This window comes from Roseovarius mucosus, assembly GCF_002080415.1.
Classification (GTDB): domain Bacteria; phylum Pseudomonadota; class Alphaproteobacteria; order Rhodobacterales; family Rhodobacteraceae; genus Roseovarius; species Roseovarius mucosus_A.
This window is the reverse complement of record NZ_CP020474.1, coordinates 1,066,853-1,090,037: the sequence shown is the minus strand read 5'-3', so window position 1 is coordinate 1,090,037 and position 23,185 is coordinate 1,066,853. Positions and strand designations below refer to the sequence as shown.

The window sequence follows — 23,185 nt, the reverse complement described above, 5'->3', positions numbered from 1 at the left end:
AGGGGGCCCAAATGGCTTTTGAACTTCCCGATCTTCCCTATGCCCATGACGCGCTGGCCGGTCATGGCATGTCTGCTGAAACCCTCGAATATCACCACGACCTGCACCACAAGGCTTATGTCGACAACGGCAACAAGCTGATCGCGGGCACCGAATGGGATGGCAAGTCGCTTGAGGACATCATCACCGGCACCTATGACAAATCCGCCGTGGCGCAGTCGGGCATCTTCAACAACATCAGCCAGCTCTGGAATCACAACCAGTTCTGGGAAATGATGAGCCCGACCAAAACCGGCATGCCCGGCGAATTGGAAAAGGCCCTGACCGAGAGCTTCGGTTCGGTCGACAAATTCAAAGAGGCGTTTTCTGCCGCCGGTGCCGGTCAGTTCGGCTCGGGCTGGTGCTGGCTCGTCAAAGACGCGGATGGCGCACTCAAGGTCACCAAGACCGAGAATGGCGTCAACCCGCTCTGCTTCGGCCAGACAGCGCTTCTGGGCTGCGACGTGTGGGAACATTCCTACTACATCGACTTCCGCAACAAGCGCCCGGCCTATCTGACCAACTTCCTCGACAATCTGGTCAACTGGGAAAACGTCGCTTCGCGGATGTGATCGACCTTCAGTGTTACGCCAAAGCCCCCCACTCCGTCGTGGGGGGCTTTTGCTTTTGAAGGTCCTGAAACACCGCTACGCATCCGTTCCCGCGCGACTGGCACCGAAGGTGCCGCGCGGCTCCCGCCCGTGGTGTTAACCGCTTTTAAACATCCCACTGAAGTTAGGGGGCGGTGCGCTCAATCTAGAACACACTCGTCCCGGGCTTGACCCGGGACCTCGCCGAGGCGGGGTGGAGGCCCCGAGGCGATGTGACTCCGATCAGACCCAACGTTCTCTAAGGCGCAGGGCCGCGCAAACCGGACTCTGCCGCCAGACCTTACAAAATCACCTTACAAACCTTACAGAGCTTGAGGTTTGCCCTTGCCCCCACCGGCCACATGCGGCAGCACTCGGGCAACGGATCTGAAGGACGGACATCACATGCGAGAGGCGACCAAGGGTATTCTGGCGATGGTCGCCACCTGCACTGTCTGGGGCCTCTCGGGCATCTATTACAAGCTGCTCGATCATATCCCCCCGATTGAAATTCTCGCCCACCGCACCCTCTGGTCCTTCATCTTCTTTGCGCTCGTGCTCTTGGTTCAGGGGCGAATTTCCGTTTTGCGTCAAACCCTTGGCGCGCGAAAATCGGTGCTTTTGATCGGCTTTGCCGCGCTGATGATCTCGACCAATTGGTTCGTTTTCATCACCTCCATTCAGATCGGCAAAGCGGTCGAAGCGTCTTTAGGCTACTACATCTTCCCGCTCGTCGCCGTTCTCTTGGGGGCCATCGCCTTTCGCGAACGCCTTGGAAAGGCTCAGCTTTTTGCCGTGGCCCTCGCCGCGACGGCGGTGATCACGCTGACCATCGGTCTTGGCGTCCCGCCTTGGATCGCGCTGATACTGGCAACCAGCTTTGGTTTCTATGGCCTTGTTAAAAAAGGGCTTTCTGTCGGCCCCGTGGTCTCGGTCACCGCCGAGGTGCTGTTGTTGTCCCCCATTGCCTTGGGCGTTCTGTGGTGGTTCCACTCTGACGGGCACGGGGCCTTCGGCACCAATTGGCACGACAGCCTGCTCTTGGCCTTCTCCGGCATTCTCACAGCCTCGCCGCTCATCATGTTCAGCTATGCCACCAAACGCATCACATTGGCCACCGTCGGGCTGGTTCAATACATGAACCCCAGCCTGCAATTCCTTGTTGCAACACTATTATTTCGCGAAGCCTTCAGCTTCTGGCATGCCATTGCCTTTGGCATGATCTGGTCTGCTTTGGCAATTTACACCACCGCCAGCCTCCGTCAGGACAGGGTGGCGCGCAGGGCGATCCTTAAATCCTGAGGTGTTTCAAGGCTCTGGACAAAGGATTTCACATTCTCACCGGCGAAACCCTGCCTCACCACATGATCCAGTATCTGCATCAAGGGTGTCCAGTATCCATTTGTGTTTAAAATGAAAATCGGCTTTTGATGCAATCCAAGCTGACGCCATGTCAGCACCTCGAAAAACTCATCCAGCGATCCCGCGCCACCGGGCAGAACCACGATGGCGTCAGAATTCATGAACATCACCTTCTTGCGTTCATGCATGGTCTCGACCACAATATATTGGGTCAGATCCCGCTTGCCGACCTCCCAAGACACGAGATGCGCGGGAATAACGCCAAAGGTTTCACCGCCTGCGGCCTGTACTGCGCGCGCCGTGGCCCCCATCAAACCGACATCCCCCGCGCCATAGACAAGCCGCCAGCCCTCTGCGGCCAACATCTGGCCCACGGCATTTGCTTCTTGCATATATATAGGGTCGTGGCCGGGACGTGCGCCGCAAAAGACACAGACAGAACGCGCGGCCATGAAATCACTCCGGGCACATGCAGGGTTGTTTTGACCCGTGATAGCCTTGTTGCTATTCTCGGACAACCGGCCAAAGCGCCGCGAGAGGGGGATTTTTAAAAATATGAGCAAATTCGGTGGCTTAGGCACTGGATCGGTTATGGGGCTCGGCGGATTGGCCGTGGTCGGCGCAGTTATTGCGGCGCTTTGGTTCCGCGCTCAGCCCGCGCCCGCCCCAGAAACACCTCCCGTGGTGGAAACGGTCGAGGCCCCAGCCCCCGCGCTGCCTGATCCTGCCCCGACCCCGCTCATGCCCGAAGCACCGACCATCGACACCTTCCGGTTGGAACCCGGCGGCCAGATGATCATCGCCGGTCAGGCAGAGCCGGGATCACAGGTTTCGATCCTTTTGGACAACGTCATGATCGGCTCGGTTCTCTCTGATAATGCAGGGAAATTCGTGCAGTTCCTCGATCTGCCCGCCAGCACCGCACCGCGTGTTCTCTCCCTGCGGACGCGCTCGGACCCATCGGGGCCAGAGCTTGCGTCGCAAGATGAAATCATCATCGCGCCCACTCCCGTTGACCACGCCGAGGCTTCGGTGCCCGTTGCGGCCCCTTCTGTAAGCTCCGAGGTGCAAGCCGTTGCATCCGAAGAGAATTCTTCGCCCCCACTGGCCGAGTCACAAGACGCTCCACAACCCAGTCAAACTGTGCTTCTCACCGATGAAACCGGTGTGCGCGTGTTGCAAACCCCCGCTGCGGAAACGCCGCCCGATGTCATGTCAAATGTCGCGCTCGACGCGATCACCTATTCCCCCGATGGCGATGTCGAACTCTCAGGCCGGGCGCAAGGTACTGGATTCGTTCGGATTTATATTGACAATAATCCGGTTGTGACCTCTCCAATATCCTCCGCAGGGGATTGGGCAACTGCCTTGCCCGAGGTTGATACCGGTGTCTACACCCTGCGCGTCGACGAGGTTGACACCACAGGTGCGGTGACGTCGCGGGTGGAAACCCCCTTCAAGCGCGAGGATCAGGCTGTGCTGACCGCCGCCCAAACCGCAGAGAGCACACCAATCCGTGCGATCACCGTTCAGCCCGGCTCAACCCTCTGGGCAATCTCCCGCGAGGCCTATGGCGAAGGTCTGCTCTATGTCCGCGTGTTTGAGGCCAATCGCGACCGCATCCGCGATCCGAACCTCATCTACCCCGGCCAAGTCTTTGCCTTGCCACAATAATCCTTTCTGGCAATCTCCCCGCCTCAGGGCTATCTCTCCATAAGGGATTGAAAAGGCCAGCCTATGCGCCACGCCAGAATTACGACATCAGACGCTCCTGCAAAGGGCTGGCGCACTATTCGCCGTGTCGCGCCCTATCTCTGGCCTGCCGATCAGCCTTGGGTCAAACGCCGTGTGGTGTTCGCGCTGATGGCTTTGGTGGTGGCCAAATTGATCGGTGTCGGAACCCCGTTTTTCTATAAAGCCGCAGTCGACATGCTGGCCGGAGAGGGACAATCCGCTGCCTGGATGTTGGGGGCCGGGGCGGTTGGCCTGACCGTCGCATATGGCATGGCGCGCCTCATGACGGTAAGCTTTCAGCAACTGCGCGATGTGATCTTTGCCCGCGTCGCACAGCGCGCCCTCCGCGCGCTTGCCCTCAAGACGTTCCAACATATCCATTCAATGTCAATGCGTTACCACATCACGCGCAAGACGGGTGGCCTCAGCCGGATTATCGAACGTGGGGTGAAAGGGGTCGAGTTCCTGCTGCGGTTCCTGCTCTTTTCCATCGGTCCTCTGGTGCTGGAACTGGCACTTATCGGGATCGTTCTCGCGGTCATTTTCGATATCTGGTATCTGGTCGTGGTCGTCGCCGTGATCGGCACTTATGTCGCCTTCACCTTCAAGGTCACGGAATGGCGCGTCCGCCTGCGCAAAGAAATGAACGATCAGGATACCGACGCCAACCAAAAGGCGATTGATAGCCTGCTGAACTTTGAGACCGTCAAATATTTCGGTGCAGAACGCCGCGAGGCCAACCGCTACGATGCGGCCATGGCTGGCTATGAGAAAGCCGCGCTTCAGACCTCATACTCATTGGCCTTTCTCAACTTTGGGCAATCCCTGATCATTACGGGCGGGTTGGTCATCGTGATGGTCATGGCAGCGGTGGGGGTTCAATCGGGCTCTATGACCGTCGGCGACTTTGTCATGGTCAACGCCTATATGATCCAGATCACCATGCCGCTCAACTTTCTGGGCACCGTCTATCGAGAGATCCGGCAAGCTCTGGTCGATATGTCTGAAATGTTCGATTTGTTAGAGCAACAAGGGGATGTTGAGGATAAGTCTGGTGCAGATGTTCTAAAAGTAACAGGTGCCGCCGTTCGATTAGAGGCGGTAGATTTTGGATATGACACCAATCGACCGATCCTAAAGGGCGTTACGCTTGATGTTCCGGCGGGGCAGACGGTTGCGGTGGTTGGGCCCTCCGGATCGGGCAAGTCAACCATCGGGCGTCTTCTTTTCCGCTTTTACGATGTGCAGGCGGGGCGTGTTCTGATCGATGGCCAGGACGTGCGCGATGTCACGCAAGCAAGCCTTCATGCCGCTATCGGCGTGGTGCCGCAGGACACGGTGCTCTTTAACGACACCGTTGGCTACAACATCGGATATGGGCGCGCCGGGGCCACACAGGCCGAGATCGAAGAGGCCGCGCGTGCGGCCCAGATTCACGATTTTATCGCAAGTTTGCCCGAGGGTTACGCGACGCAAGTGGGGGAACGCGGCCTCAAACTCTCGGGTGGTGAAAAGCAGCGCGTGGGAATCGCACGCACTCTGCTTAAAAATCCACCAATCCTGCTGCTGGACGAGGCGACGAGCGCGCTCGACACTCAGACCGAACGGGAGATCCAAGGGGCTTTGGCGCGTGCGGCCGAAGGGCGCACCGTGATCATGATTGCGCACCGCCTGTCCACCGTCGCCAATGCGGATAGAATTGTCGTTTTAGATCAAGGGGTTGTTGTCGAGGAGGGGACGCATTCAGACCTCTTGGCACGGCAGGGGCGCTACGCCGCGCTCTGGCAACGGCAGGCCAGTGAGGATGCAGAAGAGGCGGCCTGAGCGACCTGTCATCGGACAGTTACTTTGTCCCATTAGACATCCCATCATGAAGCGCTACATATCGCACTTGTCAGGGTGCAATGACGATATATAGTGAAGTGAGGACGGGGTCAGGTGCCCGCTCTGGCACCTGCGCCCCCAACGACCGGGGTGAGAGGACAGTCAGTCAGATGGACGGCGATTTCAGGACCGAATTTGTAAGAGAGCCTGCATCCTTGCGGCATTTCCCGGCACTTGTGCTGAATGCGGATTATCGCCCGCTCTCTTATTACCCGCTGTCGCTCTGGACTTGGCAAGAAGCGGTCAAGGCCGCGTGGTCCGACCGGGTGGATATCGTGGCCGAATACGATCACTGGGTCCGAAGCCCAAGTACTGTGATCCGCATACCGTCGGTTATTGTGCTGAAAGACTACGTAAAACCCCAAAAGCGCGTGGCCTTCACGCGCTTTAATTTATTTCTGCGCGATGACTTCATGTGTCAGTATTGCGGTTCCAAGGGCGATTTGACCTTTGACCACGTCGTGCCACGCGCGTCCGGCGGGGTTACAAGCTGGGAAAACGTTGTGGCGGCCTGTAGCCCGTGCAACCTGCGCAAAGGCTCCAAAAGCCTGCGCCAATCCGGCCTAAGCCTGCGCAAACCGCCGCGTATGCCGGGGGCAGAGCAGTTGCGCAATCAAGGGCGCAAGTTCCCCCCAAACCACTTGCACGACAGTTGGCTCGATTACCTCTATTGGGATGCCGAACTCGACGCTTGACGCGGGATCTTTGTTTGCTGGCCAACGCTTGCATCTTGCCCCGGTCCCGGCGCAAATATGCGCCCAGAGGCGACGGCGGGGCAAAGGCCCCAAGGGAGAGCAGGATGATTCCGGTCAGAGGATATGCGGGTGCCAAGGTTGCGGTGCTAGGGCTTGGACGTTCCGGCCTATCGGCGGCCCGTGCGCTGCGCGCAGGCCATGCCGAGGTGCTGGCTTGGGACGATAGCGAAACCGCGCGCGACACCGCCGTTGCCGAGGGGTTTGCCATCGTCGATCTGGCGCGTGCCGGTGCGTTTGACGGGGTGGCGGCGCTGATCGTCAGTCCCGGCATTCCGCATCTCTATCCCGTTCCCAACCGTGTCATTGCCGCAGCACAAGAGGCGGGCGTTCCGGTAGACAATGATATCGGGCTCTTTTTTCGCTCGTTGGCCACTGACGATTGGGATGGCTTTGACGTGACGCCCAAGGTGATCGCCGTCACAGGAAGCAACGGCAAATCCACCACTTCGGCCCTCATTCACCATGTGTTGACCGAGGCGGGACGGGCGGCGCAACTGGCGGGCAATATCGGGCGCGGGGTGCTGGACATTGATCCGCCCGAAGACAGCGGCGTTGTGGTGCTCGAACTGAGCAGCTATCAGACCGATCTGGCGCGGGCGCTGACGCCAGATGTGGCAGTATTCACCAATCTTTCGCCCGACCATCTTGATCGTCATGGCGGATTGGGGGGCTATTTTGCCGCCAAACGCAGGCTTTTTGCCGAAGGAGGGCCGGACCGGGCGGTGATCGGCGTCGATGAGGCCGAGGGGCGCTATCTGGCGGGGCAGATGGCCGAGGGGCCGAATGATGACCGCGTTATCCGTATTTCGGTGGATCGCAAGCTGAGCGGTTTTGGATGGTCGGTGTTTGCGCGTAAGGGGTTCCTCAGCGAATATCGTCATGGGCGTCAGGTGGGGTCGATCGACCTGCGTGAGGTCAAGGGCCTGCCCGGATCGCACAATCATCAGAATGCCTGCGCCGCCTATGCGGCCTGTCGAACCTTGGGTCTGGCCCCCCGCGTGATCGAGGCGGGATTCCACAGCTATGCCGGTCTGCCGCATCGTAGCCAGCGGGTTGCGGAAAAAGATGGCGTCATCTTTGTGAATGACAGCAAGGCCACCAATGTCGACAGCGCGCTCAAGGCGCTCTTGGCGTTTGACAATATCCGTTGGATCTGTGGCGGGCTCGAGAAAGACGGCGGATTGGGCGGACTGGCCCCCGGCCTTGCGCATGTGCGCCGGGCCTATGTGATCGGACGCGAGGCGGCGCAGTTCGCCATTGGGTTGGGGGCTGTCGATACCGAGGTATGCACCACGATGTCCGAGGCGGTCGCCCGCGCTGTCCGCGATGCAGAGCCGGGGGATGTGGTGCTCTTGGCACCGGCTGCGGCGAGCTTTGATCAATATGACAATTTCGAAAAACGCGGCGAGGATTTCATGGCGCAGGTGCATGCGCAGCTTGGGCTAGGGGCATGATCCGGCTCGATCATCTGGCGGTCGCAGCAGAGAGCCTTGAGGCGGGGCGCGCGCATGTCGAGGCGGCGCTTGGGCTGCGCTTGCAGCCTGGTGGCCAACATGCGCATTTCGGCACGCATAACCTCTTGTTGGGATTGGAGGAGGGTCTCTACCTTGAAGTGATCGCGATTGATCCGGACGCCCCTGCGCCAGCATATCCGCGTTGGTTCGATCTGGATCGTTTCAGCGGCGCGCCGCGGCTTCACAACTGGATTTGCGCGGTCGAGGATCTGGAGGCGGCGCTGATCCAATATCCCGGGGCGGGACAGGCCGTGGATCTGGCGCGGGGTGATCTGCGGTGGCGCATGGCGGTGCCGGATACTGGCGTGCTCCCGATGGACAATCTCTTTCCGGCGTTGATCGAGTGGCAGGGCGCTGCACATCCGGCGACCCGGCTTGCGCCCTCGGGCGCGCGGTTGCGACGGCTGGTCGTTTCACATCCAGAGGCGGCGGCATTGCGTGACATGATAGGAGCGCAAGTGCGGGATGCGCGCGTGGTGTTCGAACCGGGCGCCGCTGGTCTGCGGGCCGAAATTGAAACCTCCCATGGTATGAGGGTGCTGCGATGATCCTCAGACAGGCAGAGCCGCGCGACATTACCGCCATCCTTGCCTTTTGGAACCCGCTTATTCGTGACACCTCAGTCACCTTTACCACCGTGGAAAAGACACCCGAGACATTGGCGGCTGACATAGCCAGTCGGGGCGCTGCGTTTCAGGTGGTTGAAAAGGCGGGGGCGGTGCTGGGTTTTGCCAGCTATGGCGCGTTCCGGTCGGGGCCGGGCTATGCCCATACCGCCGAGCATACCGTCATTCTGGCACCCGAGGCACGTGGGCATGGTGTCGGGCGGGCACTGATGACGCGGCTGGAAGACGTGGCGCGCACAGCAGGGCTGCATGTGCTGGTCGCAGGGGTCAGCGGCGAGAACGTAAGCGCCATCGCCTTTCACCGGGCTATCGGTTTTGCAGAGGTGGCGCGTATGCCCGAAGTGGGGCGGAAATTCGGCCGCTGGATGGATTTGGTACTTTTGCAAAAGACCCTGTGACGGTTTGCACTGACAGGGCCGGTGAATGGGTCTAGGGTAACGCCCATGTCGATCTGGGTCCGCATCTCCGAAGCCCTATCGGCCCTTGCCAATGGCGAGGGCCTGAGTGCTGTTTTCGACCGTCTTCGCACGCCACCAGAACGCAGCGTGGCCTTTACCATCGCGGTGATCGCACTCTCGGCCAAGATGGCCAAGGCAGACGGGCAGGTGACGCGCGACGAGGTCACGGCGTTTCGCGAGGTGTTCCAGATTGCTGAGGCGGATGAGGGAAACGCGGCCCGCGTCTTCAATCTCGCGCGGCAGGATGTGGCCGGTTTCGAGGACTATGCCCGTCGCATCGCTCGAATGTTCGAAGGCCAGCCCGGAACGCTCTGTGACCTGATGGAGGGGCTCTTTCACATTGCCATGGCAGACGGGGTCTATCACGCGAAAGAGGATGAATTCCTCGCGCGCGTGGCCGAGATTTTTGCGCTGCCCGCGTCGTCTTTTCGCACGCTGCGGACGCGGTTCGTGCCAGATGCCACGCCCGACCCATGGTCTGTTCTGGGGGTGACCCCTGACATGCCGATGGAAGACGTGCGCAAAGCCTGGCGGGATTTGGTGCGAGAGAGCCACCCCGATCGCATGCAGGCGCGCGGGGTGCCACCAGAGGCTGTTCGTCTTGCAGAGCGGCGTTTGGTGGACATAAACCGCGCTTGGGAAGAGATCAGCGAGGCCCGCACTCATGCGGATCGCCACCTATAACGTTGAATGGTTCAACGCGCTCTTTGACGATCAGGGCCAACCCCATGACGACGGCAAATGGTCCGCGCGCTATAATGTGACACGCCGCGACCAGCTTGCCGCGCTCGGGATCGTGTTTACCGCTCTGGATGCAGATGCGGTGCTGGTGGTTGAGGCGCCGGATGACAATGGCCGACGCAGCACCGTCAAGGCGTTGGAGAGTTTTGCAAAACTGATGCAGCTTCGGGCGCGGCGGGCGCTGATCGGCTTTGCCAATGACACCCAACAAGAACTGGCGCTGCTGTATGATCCGGACGTGCTGACTGCGCGGCATGATCCGCAAGGTGCGACGACAGCGGGCGGGGATATGCCACCGCGGTTTGACGGGGTGTTCCGGATTGACCTAGACATCGACGATCGCGCGGATCGGGTCGAGTTTTCCAAACCGCCGCTCGAGGTGGAATTGACCACAATCTCGGGTCGGGTAACCCGCCTGATCGGGGCGCATCTCAAATCCAAGGCCCCCCATGGTGCCGTGGGGCGCGATGAGGCGATCCGCATCGGGATCACCAATCGTCGCAAGCAATTGGCGCAGGCGGTGTGGCTGCGTCAAAGGATCGAGGCCCATCTTGCAACGGATGACTCTCTGATTGTGCTGGGGGATCTCAATGATGGTCCGGGCCTTGATGAATACGAGCATCTTTTCGGGCGCTCGTCGGTCGAGATTATCATGGGCGAAGGGCAAGACGCAGCTGCCGCGCTCTATGATCCGCATGCGCGCGGCGCGCTTTTGCAGCGGTTTGGGGTGGTCCATACCTCGGCAAGGTTCTACTTGCGCGACCAGCGTCGGTATATGCAGGCATTGCTGGATTATATCCTGATTTCGCCTGATCTCATGGCGCGCCGGCCGGTCTGGCGTATCTGGCATCCGTTCGATGATCCGGTTTGTTGGGACAACAAAGAATTGCGCGATGCCCTGCTCATGGCGTCGGATCATTTTCCTGTCAGTCTCGATCTCGAATTGTGATCTTAAATTCGACACTCGGAGCGATTATATGATCTTTATTAGACCGTTAAACATGATCCGAACCGCCTGTCTGATATCCGCGCTTGTGGTATCGCCTGTTGCCGCGCAGGACGCGGCAGAGGAAGAGGGGCGTTCCCTGATGGAAGAGGGGGCGCGCCTTTTTTTCGAGGGAATACAGCGGGAAATGGGACCGGCACTTGAGGGGCTTCGTGACCGCGCCCAAGAGATGGAGCCTGCTCTACGTCAGTTTGTTGAGGAAATGGGGCCTGCATTGCGCGACCTGATGGGCGAAATCGGCGACCTCAGCGCCTTTCATGCGCCCGAAGTGCTGCCGAATGGCGATATACTTCTGCGTCGCAAATCACCGCAGGACGTGCAGGATACGCCCGCGCCAGAGGGTGAAATCGAATTGTGATCGCGCTATTTCGGCGTTTTGATCACGATGCGCGCCGAAAGTGTTGCGGCGAGCGAGGCAAACCGCGCCTGCGCCACTTCGCCAAAGAGTGGCACCGCCTCTGCAGATAGGCGTAATTCCAGCACCTTTTTTTGCGGAAACCACCGCAATTCCCCAAGTTGGGCATTGCGCTTGAGCCAGAGCATCGCGGCAAAGCGCATGGCCTTGCCGAGAACTTCGGCTTCGTGACGGTCCTTTTCGGTAAGCAGACCGTCTAAATCGGCAAAACGGCTGCCTTCGCGTTTGTTTGAATAGCGGTGCAAAAGGGCAAGGCCCAGATACACCCTCTCGGAGTGTTTGAGCCCGCCCAGATTGGCGCGCGTGGCATTGTCAAAACAAACTTCAGCCCGGTAATCGGGATGGGCGCGCCAACTGACATCATGCAAGAGGCAGGCCGCGCGGATCAGGCGGCGGCGCTCGGGCTTGGCAGATTTAAAGAGCGGCAGGATAAAATGATAAATCACCTTGCCAAAACCGGGCAGGCGCGCATCCTTTTGTTCGGCGAACCGACAGGCTTCGATCAGGGGGTCACGGTCGCGCAGCATCTGCGGCATCTGCTCGTAAAGCAGACCCTCGCGGATACCATAGCTCGATACGGCGATGTCACGCGGCTTGAAGGTCTTGACCAACTCTCCCAGAACTTCGATCGCCTGCGGCACTAGCTCGATCCGCGCCATAGACACGCCGGATTGCGCCCGGAGCGTTTCGAGGTCCAGCTTTTCAATGTATTTTATCGTCGCGCGCACGTCAGCCGGGGTCATGCGGTATTCATGCAGCACATGCAGCGGGTATTTGCGCCGCACCATGTCAATTCGGGCAATCGCCCGCCACGACCCGCCCACCAGAAAGAGGCGATTCTTTTGCTCGCCCAGTTCAGCGCGCATAGCGGTCAGCGTCTTGCGAATATAAGCACGGCGTTCTTTCTTGCCGCCCTTGAGGTCGCGCAGTTTGAGAGGGCCAAGCTGTGCCGACACCCGAGTGCCCACGGTGCCGCCATTGATTTCGGCAAGCTCCATGGACGAACCGCCGATGTCGCAGACAAGGCCGTAAGAGCCGGGCCACCCCAAGAGCACGCCTTGCGCTGATAGTCGTGCCTCTTCGCGCCCGTCGATGACCCAGAGTTTGAGGCCCGTTTCCCGCTCGACATCGGCGCAGAACTCTGCGCCGTCGCTGGCCTCGCGCACGGCGGCGGTGGCGACAATAACGAGGGGTCCCGTGTCCATTCCCTCGGCCAGCATCTTGAACCGCTTGAGCGCCTCTAGGGCGCGCTTGCGCCCCGTTGGGTTGAGCCGACCGCTTTCAGACATGCCTGCGCCAAGGGCGCACATGATCTTTTCGTTGTAAAAATAGGCAGGGCTACGGGCGGCACCGTCAAAGACCACAAGGCGCACAGAGTTCGAGCCCACATCAACTACGCCCACGCGGCTGAGCGCGCGCGCCGTTGGGCTATCGAACAGGGGGCGGCCAAATGGGCCGCCGTCGGGTTCTTTTGGATCGTTGGTGCCGTCCATGTCCGTCCCAGTCTTTCGCGCCCCCTCTATGCGACAGAGGCGCGCGTGGGTCAATCATCCGTGTGCGTCAGCTTGGGCACATCTGACGCCCCGGCAGAACCCCGGCCCGACAAAGAGGGGTTTTCCATAAAGAAGCGATGGCAGTTAAATGCAAACGTGCCCTCGATCGCTGGCGGACGAGAAAAGCTGCCATCGGGTGCCATGACCCAGCTTTGCGCCACATCCGCCATATTCGCGGCCATGACCTGACTGACGATCTGTGCTTTGACGGTCGGGTTCTCGATCTCGACCAGGGTTTCCACCCTGCGATTTAGATTACGCCCCATCCAGTCGGCTGACGAGATGAAGACACGCGCCTTTTTCGACGGCAGTCCCGCGCCATTGCCAAAACAGACGATGCGAGAATGTTCGAGGAACCGACCAATGATAGATTTTACCCGGATGTTGCTGGACAATCCCTTGATTCCGGGGCGCAACCCGCAGATGCCACGCACCACGAGGTCAATCTTGACCCCCGCCTCAGAGGCGGCATAGAGCGCGTCGATGATATCGGGCTCAATCAGCGAATTCATCTTGGCCCATATCGCAGCCGGTTTGCCTGAGCGGGCATGTTCTGCTTCGCGATCAATCAGTTCCATCAGGCGCGGTTTGAGCGATTTCGGCGAAATGGCAAGATTTTCAAGCCCCTCAGGCTCTGCATAGCCCGAGAGGTAGTTGAACACTTTGGTCGCGTCGCGTCCCAGTTTGGTATCACAGGTGAAAAAGCTAAGATCGGTGTAAATGCGTGCGGTGATCGGGTGATAATTGCCGGTGCCGTAATGGGTATAGGTTACCAGATTGTCGCCCTCGCGGCGCACGACGGTGGAAATCTTGGCATGGGTTTTGAGGTCTATAAACCCATAGACCACATGCGCCCCCGCACGTTCCAGCCGCCGGGATTGCCGGATGTTCGCCGCTTCGTCGAACCGTGCCTTGAGTTCGACAAGCGCGGTGACCGATTTGCCATCCTCCGCCGCCTCGCAGAGCGCCTCGACAATGGGCGAGTTGCGAGAGGTGCGATAGAGCGTTTGCTTGATCGCGACAACATCGGGATCGTGCGCCGCCTGCGTCAGGAACCGCACCACCATGTCAAAGGTCTCGTAGGGGTGGTGCAACAGCATATCTTTTTGCCGGATCGCCGCGAACATGTCGCCGCCGTGATCCTGCACCCGTTCGGGCACTCGCGGTGTAAAGGGCGGCCACAAAAGATCGGGGCGCGAGTCGAGCACCAGTTCCTTGAGATCGGCCAGTCCGATCATACCCTCGACCTCGACCACCTCTTCCGGGATGACATGCAGTTCCTGCATGATCACGCGGCGCAGATCCTCGGGCGCATTGGCCGAAATCTTCATGCGGACCACTTCGCCACGGCGGCGGCGCTTCAACGCCACCTCGAACTCGCGCACGAGGTCTTCGGCCTCTTCCTCGACTTCTAGATCGCTGTCGCGCAACACGCGAAAGGCACAGTGGCTCTTGTAGCGATAACCGGGAAAAAGGCTGTGAAGATGCAACAAGAGCAGCTCTTCTAGGGGCAAAAACCGATACGTGCCCTCGGGCGCGGGCAGGGGGACGAACCGGGCGATCTGTTGCGGGATGGGCAAGAGTGCTTGAAGTGGGCGTTTGTCTGCCTTGCGTTCAAGTTGAAGCGCCAAACTATACCCGAGATTGGGGATGAACGGGAAGGGATGCGCCGGGTCAATCGCCAAGGGTGAAAGTACCGGAAAGGTCTTGTTCAGAAAGACATCGGCGAGATACTCCTGATCTCCCTCCTCAACGGAGCTGTGATCGAGGATCGAAATCTTTTCTGCTTCCAAATCGCGGCGGAGTGTATCGTAGGTCTGCTGCTGAGATGCGAGCAGCCTGCGGGCGTTTTCGTTGATCAACACAAGCTGCTCTGCTGGCGATAAACCATCCGCTGCTGGGGTTGTGTTACCCGCCTGCGCCAACTCCCTTAGACCGGCCACGCGCACATTGTAGAATTCATCAAGATTGGTGGCGGAAATCGACAAAAACCGCAGCCGTTCCAACAAGGGAACGCGGCTGTTTTGCGCTTCTTCAAGAACCCGCCAATTGAACCCTAGCCAACTGAGTTCACGATTAAAAAAGCGCCCCGGGCCGTGCAGGTCCAGATCGGACAATTCGACAGCTTCGGGCGTGGGATGTTTGAGAAAATCTGCTTGGGTCATGGGGGCCTTATGGCGCTGACATGTAACGGAACGGTGACGTAGCGTGGCGTTAATGCGCCAATTTGTCCAGCACTTGCGAGGCGAGTACACGGGTGATTGCGCGGCCTTCCGCGAGTGCTGCCGCATCGAGCGCCGCGACCACCTCGCGTGCTGCGTCAAACGAGCGATCTATCCGCCGCGCGAGATAGGGGATCGTGTCCGGGCTGGGGGCAATCTGGCGGTCGGCAAAGAGCTTGGTCAGCACGGCCGCCAAGAGCGTATCATCTGGCGCGCGCAGTTGGGTAAGCATCGTGCCCTGCATGCGGCTTTGCAGATCAGGCAATACGAGCGGCCATAGGTTCGGTGGCTGCCTCGCTGTCAGCAACAGCGAATGCCCCTCGGCCAATACGAGATTGTGGAGATGGAAGAGCGCCTCTTCGGAGGGGCGATTCCCTGCTATCTGATCGGCATCCTCAACCACAATTGGGCGGCTAGCGAAGTTCGGGATATCTGCCTGAGCTATGTGCTTGGCGGCGATCATCTGAGCTCCGGACAGGGCTGCCCAGACATGCGCCAGATGGGTCTTGCCCGCCCCCGAAGGTCCGGCAAGAATAAGTTTGCGTCCGGGCCAACCTTGCCAGCCTTCGATCATAGCCACAGCTTCGGCATTCGCGGGTGACACAAAGAAATCCTCACGCCCCAGTGCGGCGCGCACCGGCAGGTCAAAGCTGAGTTGGCGTGGCATCATTCGCGATCAATGCTTTCCAATCCGCGATAGAGACGGCTGTCGCGGTATTGTTCCAAAGCAAAGCGGGCAATGACACCAAGCGATGCCGCGACCGGCACAGCAACCAGCATGCCGACAAAGCCAAACAGCGCACCAAAGGCCGAGAGCGCGAATATGAGCCATACTGGGTGCAGGCCCACCGAAGACCCCACCAGCTTGGGTGTCAGGAAATTCCCCTCGATCACCTGTCCCGATACAAAGACGGCAGCCACCAGACCAACGCTGACCCAATCCCCCCAGAACTGGAACAAGGCAAGACCCACTGCCAGCACGCCGCCGACGATAGACCCGACATAGGGAATAAAGGTGATCAGGCCTGCAATCGCCCCCACCACAAGGCCGAACTGCAGCCCGACAAGCATCAGGGCAACGGCGTAATATGTCCCTAAGATCAAGCAGACCGTTCCCATCCCGCGAATAAAGCTCGCCAGAGTATTGTCAATCTGCCCCGCAAGACGGCGGATCACCGGCGCATGGTCGCGCGGCAAGAGATGGTCAATCTCGGCGATCATATTATCCCAATCATAGAGAAGATAAACGGCCACAACGGGAACAATCACCAAAAGGATCAAGATGTTGACCATAGAGGCCGCAGAGCTGAGCAAGGTTTCCAGCAATTGCCCGCCGCGTTCGCGAATGGTTTCGCCCAAGGACAGCAGGGTCTTGTTCAGCGCCGAGTCGGGCTCGAACAGGGCGGGAAAGTGAGTGCTGAGAAAGCCGTGCAAATCGCGGGCCAGTTCCGGTGCCACATTGAACAGCGCCACCGCCTGATTGACGAGGCTTGGCACGATCAGCAGAACAATAACCACAAACGCGAGAATGGCGATCAGCGTGATGACCACGACCGACGCTGCACGGCTGAGGCCCATTCGCTCGAGGCGATCTGCGACTGGATCAAGGAAATAGGCAATTGCCCCGCCGAGGACAAAGGGCAAGATCACATCCCCCAGAAACCAAAGCAGCACAAAAAACACGGCCGTAGCCGCGCCCCAGTATTTCATTTGTTCCCGGACGGGGAGCGCCATGGTTCGCCTCCTGATGCCCGCCCTATGTCATGGTTTGGGCGGTAGGTTTCAAGGGGAAAGGCAGGGAGGGCGAAAACCCCGGATGCTGTGTATCGCGCCGTGTTGGGCGCGATACATGTGTGGTGGGAGAGATAACTCTCTGTCGGTCGCTGCTGTCGCTCAGGCGAGAACGATATTGGATGCCGACTCGCGGCCGTCGCGGCCTGCCTCAATGTCAAACTTGACCTTTTGGTTGTCGGCAAGGCCGGTCAGGCCTGCGCGCTCAACCGCGCTGATGTGTACAAAGACATCCTTGCCGCCGCCGTCGGGCGCAATGAATCCATATCCTTTGGTGGCATTGAACCATTTCACGGTGCCAGTCGCCATCTTACTGATTCCTTCTGTAACTGTTGCCCGCGGGAGTGCGGCAACCCGGCAAAGTCATACAAGATCGAGTGACTGAGCCGAAAAGGACAGATGGTCGATAGTTGTAGCGTCGCACGGGGAAATATGCAGTTTCCCCGTGCAAAAATCAAGATTACAGAACCGTGACGACCGTACCGATTGGAACGCGATCATATAGATCCTGCACATGCTCGTTGATCATTCGGATGCAGCCATTCGAGACGGATTGACCGATCGACGATGGCTGCGTGGTTCCATGAATGCGGTAATAGGTGTCACGACCATTCTGGAACAAGTAAAGCGCACGAGAGCCTAGCGGATTGCCAGCACCGCCGGGCTGAACATAGTCATTGCCCTTGAAGCGGCCATAGGTGCGCGGATCACGCTCAATCATCTCATCGGTGGGGCGCCATGTTGGCCATTGTTTCTTGACGGCGATGGTGGCGGTGCCGGTGAATTCCAGCCCTGCCTTGCCCACGCCTACGCCGTAGCGGCGCGCGCGACCGGGTTCTGTCACGAAATAAAGAAAATGCGCGCGCGGCAGCACAATAAGCTGGCCGGGTTGATAGACGGGATCAAACGCCACCTCTTGTGGCAGGAATCTCGGGTCAAGTTCAAAGGCATTGGCAAGGGATGCGGTACCCAAGACGGCAAGGCCAGTGGCCATGAATGTGCGGCGATGGATCATCAGAACCTCCTGAAATAATGCCTCGATTATACGATGAGTGGCAGCGGCGTTAGAAATCAAAACGCGCGGAAGCCCCGCGTTCTAACCAAAACTGTTGCACTCGGGTCGCGCACACGCCTTAAACACTGTCCCGATGGGTGGCACGAGAAGGTGAAAGCTGGCGACAGATGGGCGCGTAGCCATCACGCTGGGGCATTGGCGACGGGCCTTGCAGGGAGCCGCAGCGACCGGCCAGGTTATGTTGATAGCCCCAGTCTGCGTTCGCGGCGGATCACGGCGAGGATCGTCGCAATCGCCGCTAGCGCCGTCGACAGCATCAGCCCCAGCAGGGCAAAGGCCCCACTGCCGGGGGTCAGCATCGTTCCTGCGAGCGCCGAGAGACCTGCCCCGATGCCGATCATCAGCGCGCCCGACAGGCCGCTTGCTGTGCCTGCGAGGTCAGGACGGATCGAAAGGGCACCAGCAGTAGCATTCGGGATGACCATGCCATTTCCAAGCCCCATGAATGTCATGAGCCCAAAGAACGTGAGCGGTGTGCCAAGGCCCACAAGGAACAGCATAAGATTGAGGGCTATGCCGCCTGCATTGAACAGTGTGCCCCAAAGCACCATGCGGTTGATGCCAATTCGGGTGGAAAACCGCCCTGAGACGAAATTGCCAAGGAAATAACCAATCGCCGGAGCACCGAACAATAGACCGAGCGTAGAGGGGGGCAGCCCGAACACCCGGTCTCCTACAAAGGGCGCACCGCCCAGATAGGCAAAGAATGCACCTGAACTCAGCCCCGCCGCTAACGCATATCCCCAGAACCGGCGCGAGGTCAGAAGAGCTGGATAGTCACGGAACTGCTGCATCAAGGTTCGGCCCGACAGCGGCGCTGTCTCGCCCAAATCTCGCCAGCAGACGAAGAAAAGCGCAGCCCCCAGAACGAAAAGTGCCCAGAAGTTCGCTTGCCAGCCAAAAGCCTCGTCCAAGAGCCCGCCAAAGGCCGGGCCGATCATCGGTACCACCGCCATGCCCATGGTGACGTAGCCGATCATCGATGCTGCGCGGTCTTGGGGCACCATATCGCGCACGATGGCACGAGATAGCACCATGGCGACCACCACGCTTGCCTGAACCATGCGAAAGGTCAGAAACACCGTGATATTCGGAGCAAAGATGCAGCCCAAGGTGGCGACTAAAAAGAGGCCAAGACCCCAGAGAATCACCGGTCGCCGCCCCCATCGATCCGAAATCGGCCCCATCAGCAGTTGCAGCCCGGCATTGACCCCAAGATAAAGTGCCACTGACAACTGGATCAGCCGGTATTCGGTGTTGAAATACGCGGTCATCCCCGGCAGGCTGGGGAGGAAAATGTTCATGGCGAGGGCCGACAGCCCCGCCAACAGGATCAGTGTCGTGATATGCGGCGGGGTGGTGCGGTCGAGATACTTGGGTGTCTGAACGCGGGTCATGCGGCATGGCTAGGAGTGACCTGCGGGGAAGTCCATGAGGCAGAGCGAAAATTCGCAAGTTTACAGATTTCCAAATTATGCTTTGCGATGATTTGCAAATTTGCCCGATTCTGCTTTGAGCCACTCCTCACAAACTCTATGCTGCGCGCAACATCGCAAGGGGAGTGCCATGAAAGACATCCTTCAGGAATTGGAAAATCGCCGCGCCGAAGCCCGGAAGGGCGGTGGTGAGCGCCGTATCGAAGCCCAGCACGCCAAGGGGAAGCTGACAGCGCGCGAGCGGGTCGAATTGCTGCTCGACGAAGGCAGTTTTGAAGAGTTCGACATGTTCAAGGCGCATCGCTGCACTGATTTCGGCATGGAGAAAGAGCGGCCCTACGGCGATGGTGTCATCACCGGGTGGGGCACGATCAATGGCCGGATGGTTTACGTCTTTTCCCAGGATTTCACCGTGTTCGGTGGGTCTTTGTCGGAAACTCATGCCGAAAAAATCTGCAAGATCATGGATATGGCGATGCAGAACGGCGCGCCTGTCATCGGTATCAACGATTCGGGTGGCGCACGGATTCAGGAAGGTGTTGCAAGTCTTGCGGGCTATGCCGAGGTTTTTCAACGCAACATCATGGCCAGCGGTGTGGTTCCCCAGATCAGTCTGATCATGGGCCCTTGCGCGGGTGGCGCGGTCTATAGCCCGGCTATGACCGATTTCATTTTCATGGTGCGCGACAGTTCCTACATGTTCGTGACTGGCCCTGATGTGGTCAAAACCGTCACCAATGAGGTGGTTACGGCCGAGGAGCTGGGGGGCGCATCGACCCATACACGCAAGTCGAGCGTCGCCGACGGAGCCTTTGAAAACGATGTAGAAGCCTTGGCTGAAGTTCGGCGCCTTGTGGATTTTCTGCCGTTGAACAACCGGGAAAAGCCGCCGGTGCGGCCCTTCTTCGACGAACCGGGCCGGGTTGAGCAAAGCCTCGATACGCTGATCCCCGACAACGCCAATACGCCCTATGACATGAAGGAATTGATCCTCAAGGTTGCGGATGAGGCGGATTTTTACGAGATTCAGGCCGAGTTTGCCAAGAATATCATCACCGGATTCATTCGTCTTGAAGGGCAGACCGTGGGTGTCGTGGCCAACCAACCCATGGTGCTGGCCGGTTGCCTCGACATCGACAGCAGCCGCAAGGCTGCGCGCTTTGTCAGGTTCTGCGATGCCTTTGAGATTCCGATACTTACACTTGTGGATGTGCCCGGTTTCCTGCCGGGGACAGGGCAGGAATATGGCGGTGTAATCAAGCATGGCGCGAAACTTCTGTTTGCCTATGGCGAGGCGACAGTGCCGAAAGTGACTGTCATCACCCGCAAAGCCTATGGTGGGGCCTATGACGTGATGGCCTCCAAGCATCTGCGCGGTGATTTCAATTATGCTTGGCCAACGGCAGAGATTGCGGTCATGGGGGCAAAAGGTGCCACCGAGATCATTCACCGGGCCGACCTTGGATCGCCAGAAAGGATCGCGGCGCATACCAAAGATTACGAAGCCCGCTTTGCCAACCCGTTTGTGGCCGCCGAGCGTGGCTTTATCGACGAGGTGATCCAGCCGCGCAGTACACGCATGCGTGTGAGCCGTGCCTTTGCATCCCTGCGCAATAAGAAACTGAGCAACCCATGGAAAAAGCACGATAACATTCCGCTCTGAAACGGGCGAGAATTGGGGCCAGATGAAGCACGGAGGGCAGGATGGGGCGCAGCCGCTGGCATGTGATCGAAGACGAAGATGGCGCTCTGACGGTGACGCGGAGACTGCCTGTGCGCTTCGATTTGGCGGTGGAGACCATTCTGGAGGGAACGACCGGGCGACGGAGACTGGCGCATTTGGTGCGGCAAGATCTGTGGCGGTCGCTGCAATCGCTGCGCGGCTTTGCCCCAGCCGTGCAGGTGTGCCGGGATGGGGCGGTGATGCAGGTGCGGGCTGGAGGGGCCGTGGCCGGGCGGTTTGATCGCGCCGCATGCGAGGCGTTGATTGCCCGTGTGCTAGAGGATGCGGCGAATCGCGCGCGCTGGATGGCGCGGCTGTGAGGAGACGGGTGAGACATGCTGTGGCGCTAAGCGTCGGGTTGGCTCTTGCCCAAGGGGCGGCAGCGCAGGAGGAGGCGCTGCCGCTACCCTCGGGACTGACGGCGCAAGTTCAGGAGGTGCTGACCGACCGTCCGGGTCTGGGCCTGACCTATCGCTTTCGTTTTGTGGCTGAAGGATTCGCTGGGGTTGGTGACAGCGAGGCGGAGTTGGAAACGGTGCTGGCCGATCTTGTTTGGCTATGCGAGAGCTACGCCTTGCCGCGATTGGCAGTAACCGGGCCTGTGCCCGCACAGGTTGTTATTTCATTGGCGGATCGACCGTCGGAATTCGGGGTTTTCGACCCTGATGTCACTCAGGTCTTCGAGGCCTACAGGCCGCAGGAAGGCGCCTGCATCTGGGAGATGTTTTAATGAGAACGCAAAATCTTGCGCCACGAAATCAACGCCTTGGAGGTACTGAGGCTTTGGGGACACAGCCGCACGGGATTGGTGATGACAGATGTTCAAATCCTGAAATTTCCGATAAGCTGCGTCGAGGTTGCACCCAAGCGACCTTTACCTCGCCCTTGAGACGGGCAGGGACAACGTGTCCTTGCGCGTCTCTTCATGAAGTTACGAGAGACAGGAGAAATACATGTCGAAGAGCCTTAAGAGCATTCTCGCAATCGGTTTCATTGCCGTTGTCGCAGCATGCGCACAGCCTGCCGAAGAAGAGTTCGTTGTGGTTGAGCCGATCACAACCGAGCCCGTTCAGACCGGCAAGTACAAGTAAGCCCATTGGGCTAGGCGCGGGACGGGCTCAAGGGTCCGTCCCGCCCACAAGACCATATACCACATGGCGCCTCTTTGGTTCGGAGGGCGCAACATGTTGAAACATCGCGGTTTTCCTGGTCGTCTACCAAGCACGGACTTTCAATTCACAATCAGACGCGCGAATGCCAAAGGGGCCACTCCCTTGGTTGCGCGTGAGCGTTACCGCGACCGTAAGCCTGCTGATAAACGGGCAGACGCGGCTTTTGTGCGCGCGATTTGGGAGTGTTTTGGCGAAGAGCCGTTTGAGCGCGGCAATCTTGATGCCGGGCGGTTAAGCTGGCTTTTGGGCCGCGAGGTCAAGCCGGTCGATGACCCCTTTGATCCCACAAGTTACGAGGCACTCTTGGTCTTGGACCTAGATGTTGCGCGCGAGTCATTTCCCGAGGTGTTCGTGTGACCCTAGCGCGCCCTCATCACCCCAGGGCGAGGACCCCGCGCTGCAGGATGCGCGGCGTTCTGCCTAGAGGCATTGAAAATCGGCAAAGCTCTGCTCATGCGAGTATCGCTGCGAGACTGTGTTTGGCCTGTGGATCGAATGCAGGCAGAGTGACCTTAGTGGCGGGAGTCCTTTCCCCAGAGGTATTGACATTGCGTCGGTCCTGCCGCCCTTCCCCCTGGGGGCGATCCTGTACGGGCGTGCATGGATCGCCCTCTTTTTCTGTTGAACATTCGATACTTGCGGTTTCCGGCGCAGATGGGCGGGGGTTCGCCGATGGTGTGTGGAGACGATGCAATCGCTTTGACGCGGCCCGCTTGGTGACGTTCTATGGCGTGGATTTTTCATGCGATCTGACAAGAGGACATCCCATATGCAAAGACTTCGAACACATCTCCTGCCGCGTGGCCTTGCTCCGACCCTTGGTGTTTTGGCGCTTGGCGCTTTGGTGGCCTGTGGTGACACGGTTCCAGAGCAGGCGCTTATCGGTGGCGGTGCGGGCGCTCTTACAACTGCGGTGGTTGGCGGCAGCGTCATCACCGGTGCCGCAGTTGGGGCCGCGGGCAACGTGGTCTTTTGTCAGGCCTATCCGAACCGCTGCTGATGATCTGAGCCCGAACCGTTCTGCGAACGGTCTGCCAGCCATCCAAGACCAGTTATTTAAAACCACCGGTGCGTTTCGCGCCGGTGGTT

Annotated in this window: 25 protein-coding genes; 17 read left to right on the top strand and 8 right to left on the bottom strand. The window is 59.2% G+C overall.

What is annotated here, in order from left to right; genetic code table 11:
• Positions 1-11: 11 nt before the first annotated feature.
• Entirely contained in the window at positions 12-611 is a 600-nt protein-coding gene (locus ROSMUCSMR3_RS05280) for a superoxide dismutase (protein WP_081506664.1), read from the top strand.
• Positions 612-1,034: 423 nt separating this feature from the next.
• The gene (gene rarD, locus ROSMUCSMR3_RS05275) at positions 1,035-1,931 is read left to right on the top strand and encodes an EamA family transporter RarD (protein WP_081506663.1); all 897 of its coding nucleotides are present in this window, start codon (positions 1,035-1,037) and stop codon (positions 1,929-1,931) included.
• On the opposite strand, the gene ROSMUCSMR3_RS05270 is transcribed toward rarD, so the two are convergent.
• Complete coding sequence (locus ROSMUCSMR3_RS05270; protein WP_081506662.1) at positions 1,892-2,443, bottom strand: TIGR00730 family Rossman fold protein; 552 nt, start codon at positions 2,441-2,443, stop codon at positions 1,892-1,894. The two genes, rarD and ROSMUCSMR3_RS05270, sit on opposite strands and share 40 nt — an antisense overlap.
• 139 nt (positions 2,444-2,582) lie before the next feature.
• Between ROSMUCSMR3_RS05270 and ROSMUCSMR3_RS05265 the strand changes: the two genes are divergently transcribed.
• From ROSMUCSMR3_RS05265 to ROSMUCSMR3_RS05225, 9 genes are all read left to right on the top strand, one after another.
• Positions 2,583-3,665, top strand: coding sequence for a LysM peptidoglycan-binding domain-containing protein (locus ROSMUCSMR3_RS05265; RefSeq protein ID WP_081506661.1), 1,083 nt, complete (start codon positions 2,583-2,585; stop codon positions 3,663-3,665).
• Between the two features lie 63 nt (positions 3,666-3,728).
• Positions 3,729-5,549, top strand: a complete 1,821-nt coding sequence (locus tag ROSMUCSMR3_RS05260; protein ID WP_081506660.1) for an ABCB family ABC transporter ATP-binding protein/permease — start codon at positions 3,729-3,731, stop codon at positions 5,547-5,549.
• 170 nt (positions 5,550-5,719) lie between these two features.
• Positions 5,720-6,304: an HNH endonuclease gene (locus ROSMUCSMR3_RS05255; RefSeq protein WP_037297452.1), complete on the top strand. Its 585-nt coding sequence runs from the start codon at positions 5,720-5,722 to the stop codon at positions 6,302-6,304.
• Between the two features lie 104 nt (positions 6,305-6,408).
• Positions 6,409-7,818 carry a UDP-N-acetylmuramoyl-L-alanine--D-glutamate ligase gene (gene murD, locus ROSMUCSMR3_RS05250; protein WP_081506659.1) on the top strand — a complete coding sequence of 470 codons (1,410 nt, stop codon included), beginning with the start codon at positions 6,409-6,411 and terminating at the stop codon, positions 7,816-7,818.
• Entirely contained in the window at positions 7,815-8,426 is a 612-nt protein-coding gene (locus ROSMUCSMR3_RS05245) for a VOC family protein (protein WP_081506658.1), read from the top strand. Before murD ends, ROSMUCSMR3_RS05245 begins: the two co-directional genes overlap by 4 nt.
• Entirely contained in the window at positions 8,423-8,902 is a 480-nt protein-coding gene (locus ROSMUCSMR3_RS05240; protein WP_081506657.1) for a GNAT family N-acetyltransferase, read from the top strand. Before ROSMUCSMR3_RS05245 ends, ROSMUCSMR3_RS05240 begins: the two co-directional genes overlap by 4 nt.
• A 45-nt stretch (positions 8,903-8,947) precedes the next feature.
• Positions 8,948-9,646, top strand: a complete 699-nt coding sequence (locus tag ROSMUCSMR3_RS05235; protein ID WP_008280552.1) for a molecular chaperone DjiA — start codon at positions 8,948-8,950, stop codon at positions 9,644-9,646.
• Positions 9,627-10,652: an endonuclease/exonuclease/phosphatase family protein gene (locus ROSMUCSMR3_RS05230; protein ID WP_008280551.1), complete on the top strand. Its 1,026-nt coding sequence runs from the start codon at positions 9,627-9,629 to the stop codon at positions 10,650-10,652. The genes ROSMUCSMR3_RS05235 and ROSMUCSMR3_RS05230 overlap by 20 nt, the downstream gene beginning before the upstream one ends.
• A gap of 52 nt (positions 10,653-10,704) precedes the next feature.
• Positions 10,705-11,067, top strand: coding sequence for a hypothetical protein (locus ROSMUCSMR3_RS05225; protein WP_081506656.1), 363 nt, complete (start codon positions 10,705-10,707; stop codon positions 11,065-11,067).
• Between the two features lie 5 nt (positions 11,068-11,072).
• On the opposite strand, the gene ROSMUCSMR3_RS05220 is transcribed toward ROSMUCSMR3_RS05225, so the two are convergent.
• The 7 genes from ROSMUCSMR3_RS05220 to ROSMUCSMR3_RS05190 form a co-directional block, all read right to left on the bottom strand.
• Entirely contained in the window at positions 11,073-12,617 is a 1,545-nt protein-coding gene (locus ROSMUCSMR3_RS05220; RefSeq protein ID WP_008280549.1) for a Ppx/GppA family phosphatase, read from the bottom strand.
• A gap of 50 nt (positions 12,618-12,667) precedes the next feature.
• Complete coding sequence (locus ROSMUCSMR3_RS05215; protein ID WP_081506655.1) at positions 12,668-14,842, bottom strand: RNA degradosome polyphosphate kinase; 2,175 nt, start codon at positions 14,840-14,842, stop codon at positions 12,668-12,670.
• A 49-nt stretch (positions 14,843-14,891) separates the two neighbouring features.
• Complete coding sequence (locus ROSMUCSMR3_RS05210; protein ID WP_198385580.1) at positions 14,892-15,569, bottom strand: DnaA ATPase domain-containing protein; 678 nt, start codon at positions 15,567-15,569, stop codon at positions 14,892-14,894.
• A complete protein-coding gene (locus ROSMUCSMR3_RS05205) occupies positions 15,566-16,633 on the bottom strand; it encodes an AI-2E family transporter (RefSeq protein ID WP_081506654.1) in 1,068 nt (355 codons plus the stop codon). Before ROSMUCSMR3_RS05205 ends, ROSMUCSMR3_RS05210 begins: the two co-directional genes overlap by 4 nt.
• Before the next feature lie 159 nt (positions 16,634-16,792).
• Complete coding sequence (locus tag ROSMUCSMR3_RS05200; RefSeq protein ID WP_008280544.1) at positions 16,793-16,999, bottom strand: cold-shock protein; 207 nt, start codon at positions 16,997-16,999, stop codon at positions 16,793-16,795.
• A 151-nt stretch (positions 17,000-17,150) separates the two neighbouring features.
• A complete protein-coding gene (locus ROSMUCSMR3_RS05195) occupies positions 17,151-17,705 on the bottom strand; it encodes a L,D-transpeptidase (RefSeq protein WP_008280543.1) in 555 nt (184 codons plus the stop codon).
• A gap of 236 nt (positions 17,706-17,941) precedes the next feature.
• Complete coding sequence (locus ROSMUCSMR3_RS05190; RefSeq protein ID WP_081506653.1) at positions 17,942-19,162, bottom strand: multidrug effflux MFS transporter; 1,221 nt, start codon at positions 19,160-19,162, stop codon at positions 17,942-17,944.
• Positions 19,163-19,331: 169 nt separating this feature from the next.
• Here ROSMUCSMR3_RS05190 and ROSMUCSMR3_RS05185 point away from each other — a divergent pair, with 169 nt between their 5' ends.
• From ROSMUCSMR3_RS05185 to ROSMUCSMR3_RS05165, 6 genes are all read left to right on the top strand, one after another.
• Positions 19,332-20,864, top strand: a complete 1,533-nt coding sequence (locus tag ROSMUCSMR3_RS05185; RefSeq protein WP_008280540.1) for an acyl-CoA carboxylase subunit beta — start codon at positions 19,332-19,334, stop codon at positions 20,862-20,864.
• A gap of 41 nt (positions 20,865-20,905) precedes the next feature.
• Positions 20,906-21,244 carry a hypothetical protein gene (locus ROSMUCSMR3_RS05180; RefSeq protein ID WP_081506652.1) on the top strand — a complete coding sequence of 113 codons (339 nt, stop codon included), beginning with the start codon at positions 20,906-20,908 and terminating at the stop codon, positions 21,242-21,244.
• An 8-nt stretch (positions 21,245-21,252) separates the two neighbouring features.
• Positions 21,253-21,654 (top strand): DUF6497 family protein, encoded by a 402-nt coding sequence (locus ROSMUCSMR3_RS05175; protein WP_232279178.1) that lies wholly within the window; start codon positions 21,253-21,255, stop codon positions 21,652-21,654.
• A 223-nt stretch (positions 21,655-21,877) separates the two neighbouring features.
• Complete coding sequence (locus ROSMUCSMR3_RS21430) at positions 21,878-22,015, top strand: hypothetical protein (RefSeq protein WP_008280537.1); 138 nt, start codon at positions 21,878-21,880, stop codon at positions 22,013-22,015.
• A 93-nt stretch (positions 22,016-22,108) separates the two neighbouring features.
• Positions 22,109-22,453, top strand: coding sequence for a hypothetical protein (locus tag ROSMUCSMR3_RS05170; protein ID WP_037297538.1), 345 nt, complete (start codon positions 22,109-22,111; stop codon positions 22,451-22,453).
• A gap of 412 nt (positions 22,454-22,865) precedes the next feature.
• On the top strand, positions 22,866-23,096 hold the full coding sequence (locus ROSMUCSMR3_RS05165; RefSeq protein WP_008280535.1) for a hypothetical protein: 231 nt from the start codon (positions 22,866-22,868) through the stop codon (positions 23,094-23,096).
• Positions 23,097-23,185: the final 89 nt, after the last annotated feature.

What these genes read in the sequence shown, in the direction of transcription:
- ROSMUCSMR3_RS05280 (WP_081506664.1), top strand. Translation starts at nt 12, where the DNA reads ATGGCTTTTGAACTTCCCGATCTTCCCTATGCCCATGACGCGCTGGCC.
- rarD (WP_081506663.1), top strand. Translation starts at nt 1,035, where the DNA reads ATGCGAGAGGCGACCAAGGGTATTCTGGCGATGGTCGCCACCTGCACT.
- ROSMUCSMR3_RS05270 (WP_081506662.1), bottom strand. Translation starts at nt 2,443, where the DNA reads ATGGCCGCGCGTTCTGTCTGTGTCTTTTGCGGCGCACGTCCCGGCCAC.
- ROSMUCSMR3_RS05265 (WP_081506661.1), top strand. Translation starts at nt 2,583, where the DNA reads ATGGGGCTCGGCGGATTGGCCGTGGTCGGCGCAGTTATTGCGGCGCTT.
- ROSMUCSMR3_RS05260 (WP_081506660.1), top strand. Translation starts at nt 3,729, where the DNA reads ATGCGCCACGCCAGAATTACGACATCAGACGCTCCTGCAAAGGGCTGG.
- ROSMUCSMR3_RS05255 (WP_037297452.1), top strand. Translation starts at nt 5,720, where the DNA reads ATGGACGGCGATTTCAGGACCGAATTTGTAAGAGAGCCTGCATCCTTG.
- murD (WP_081506659.1), top strand. Translation starts at nt 6,409, where the DNA reads ATGATTCCGGTCAGAGGATATGCGGGTGCCAAGGTTGCGGTGCTAGGG.
- ROSMUCSMR3_RS05245 (WP_081506658.1), top strand. Translation starts at nt 7,815, where the DNA reads ATGATCCGGCTCGATCATCTGGCGGTCGCAGCAGAGAGCCTTGAGGCG.
- ROSMUCSMR3_RS05240 (WP_081506657.1), top strand. Translation starts at nt 8,423, where the DNA reads ATGATCCTCAGACAGGCAGAGCCGCGCGACATTACCGCCATCCTTGCC.
- ROSMUCSMR3_RS05235 (WP_008280552.1), top strand. Translation starts at nt 8,948, where the DNA reads ATGTCGATCTGGGTCCGCATCTCCGAAGCCCTATCGGCCCTTGCCAAT.
- ROSMUCSMR3_RS05230 (WP_008280551.1), top strand. Translation starts at nt 9,627, where the DNA reads ATGCGGATCGCCACCTATAACGTTGAATGGTTCAACGCGCTCTTTGAC.
- ROSMUCSMR3_RS05225 (WP_081506656.1), top strand. Translation starts at nt 10,705, where the DNA reads ATGATCCGAACCGCCTGTCTGATATCCGCGCTTGTGGTATCGCCTGTT.
- ROSMUCSMR3_RS05220 (WP_008280549.1), bottom strand. Translation starts at nt 12,617, where the DNA reads ATGGACGGCACCAACGATCCAAAAGAACCCGACGGCGGCCCATTTGGC.
- ROSMUCSMR3_RS05215 (WP_081506655.1), bottom strand. Translation starts at nt 14,842, where the DNA reads ATGACCCAAGCAGATTTTCTCAAACATCCCACGCCCGAAGCTGTCGAA.
- ROSMUCSMR3_RS05210 (WP_198385580.1), bottom strand. Translation starts at nt 15,569, where the DNA reads ATGATGCCACGCCAACTCAGCTTTGACCTGCCGGTGCGCGCCGCACTG.
- ROSMUCSMR3_RS05205 (WP_081506654.1), bottom strand. Translation starts at nt 16,633, where the DNA reads ATGGCGCTCCCCGTCCGGGAACAAATGAAATACTGGGGCGCGGCTACG.
- ROSMUCSMR3_RS05200 (WP_008280544.1), bottom strand. Translation starts at nt 16,999, where the DNA reads ATGGCGACTGGCACCGTGAAATGGTTCAATGCCACCAAAGGATATGGA.
- ROSMUCSMR3_RS05195 (WP_008280543.1), bottom strand. Translation starts at nt 17,705, where the DNA reads ATGATCCATCGCCGCACATTCATGGCCACTGGCCTTGCCGTCTTGGGT.
- ROSMUCSMR3_RS05190 (WP_081506653.1), bottom strand. Translation starts at nt 19,162, where the DNA reads ATGACCCGCGTTCAGACACCCAAGTATCTCGACCGCACCACCCCGCCG.
- ROSMUCSMR3_RS05185 (WP_008280540.1), top strand. Translation starts at nt 19,332, where the DNA reads ATGAAAGACATCCTTCAGGAATTGGAAAATCGCCGCGCCGAAGCCCGG.
- ROSMUCSMR3_RS05180 (WP_081506652.1), top strand. Translation starts at nt 20,906, where the DNA reads ATGGGGCGCAGCCGCTGGCATGTGATCGAAGACGAAGATGGCGCTCTG.
- ROSMUCSMR3_RS21430 (WP_008280537.1), top strand. Translation starts at nt 21,878, where the DNA reads ATGTCGAAGAGCCTTAAGAGCATTCTCGCAATCGGTTTCATTGCCGTT.
- ROSMUCSMR3_RS05170 (WP_037297538.1), top strand. Translation starts at nt 22,109, where the DNA reads ATGTTGAAACATCGCGGTTTTCCTGGTCGTCTACCAAGCACGGACTTT.
- ROSMUCSMR3_RS05165 (WP_008280535.1), top strand. Translation starts at nt 22,866, where the DNA reads ATGCAAAGACTTCGAACACATCTCCTGCCGCGTGGCCTTGCTCCGACC.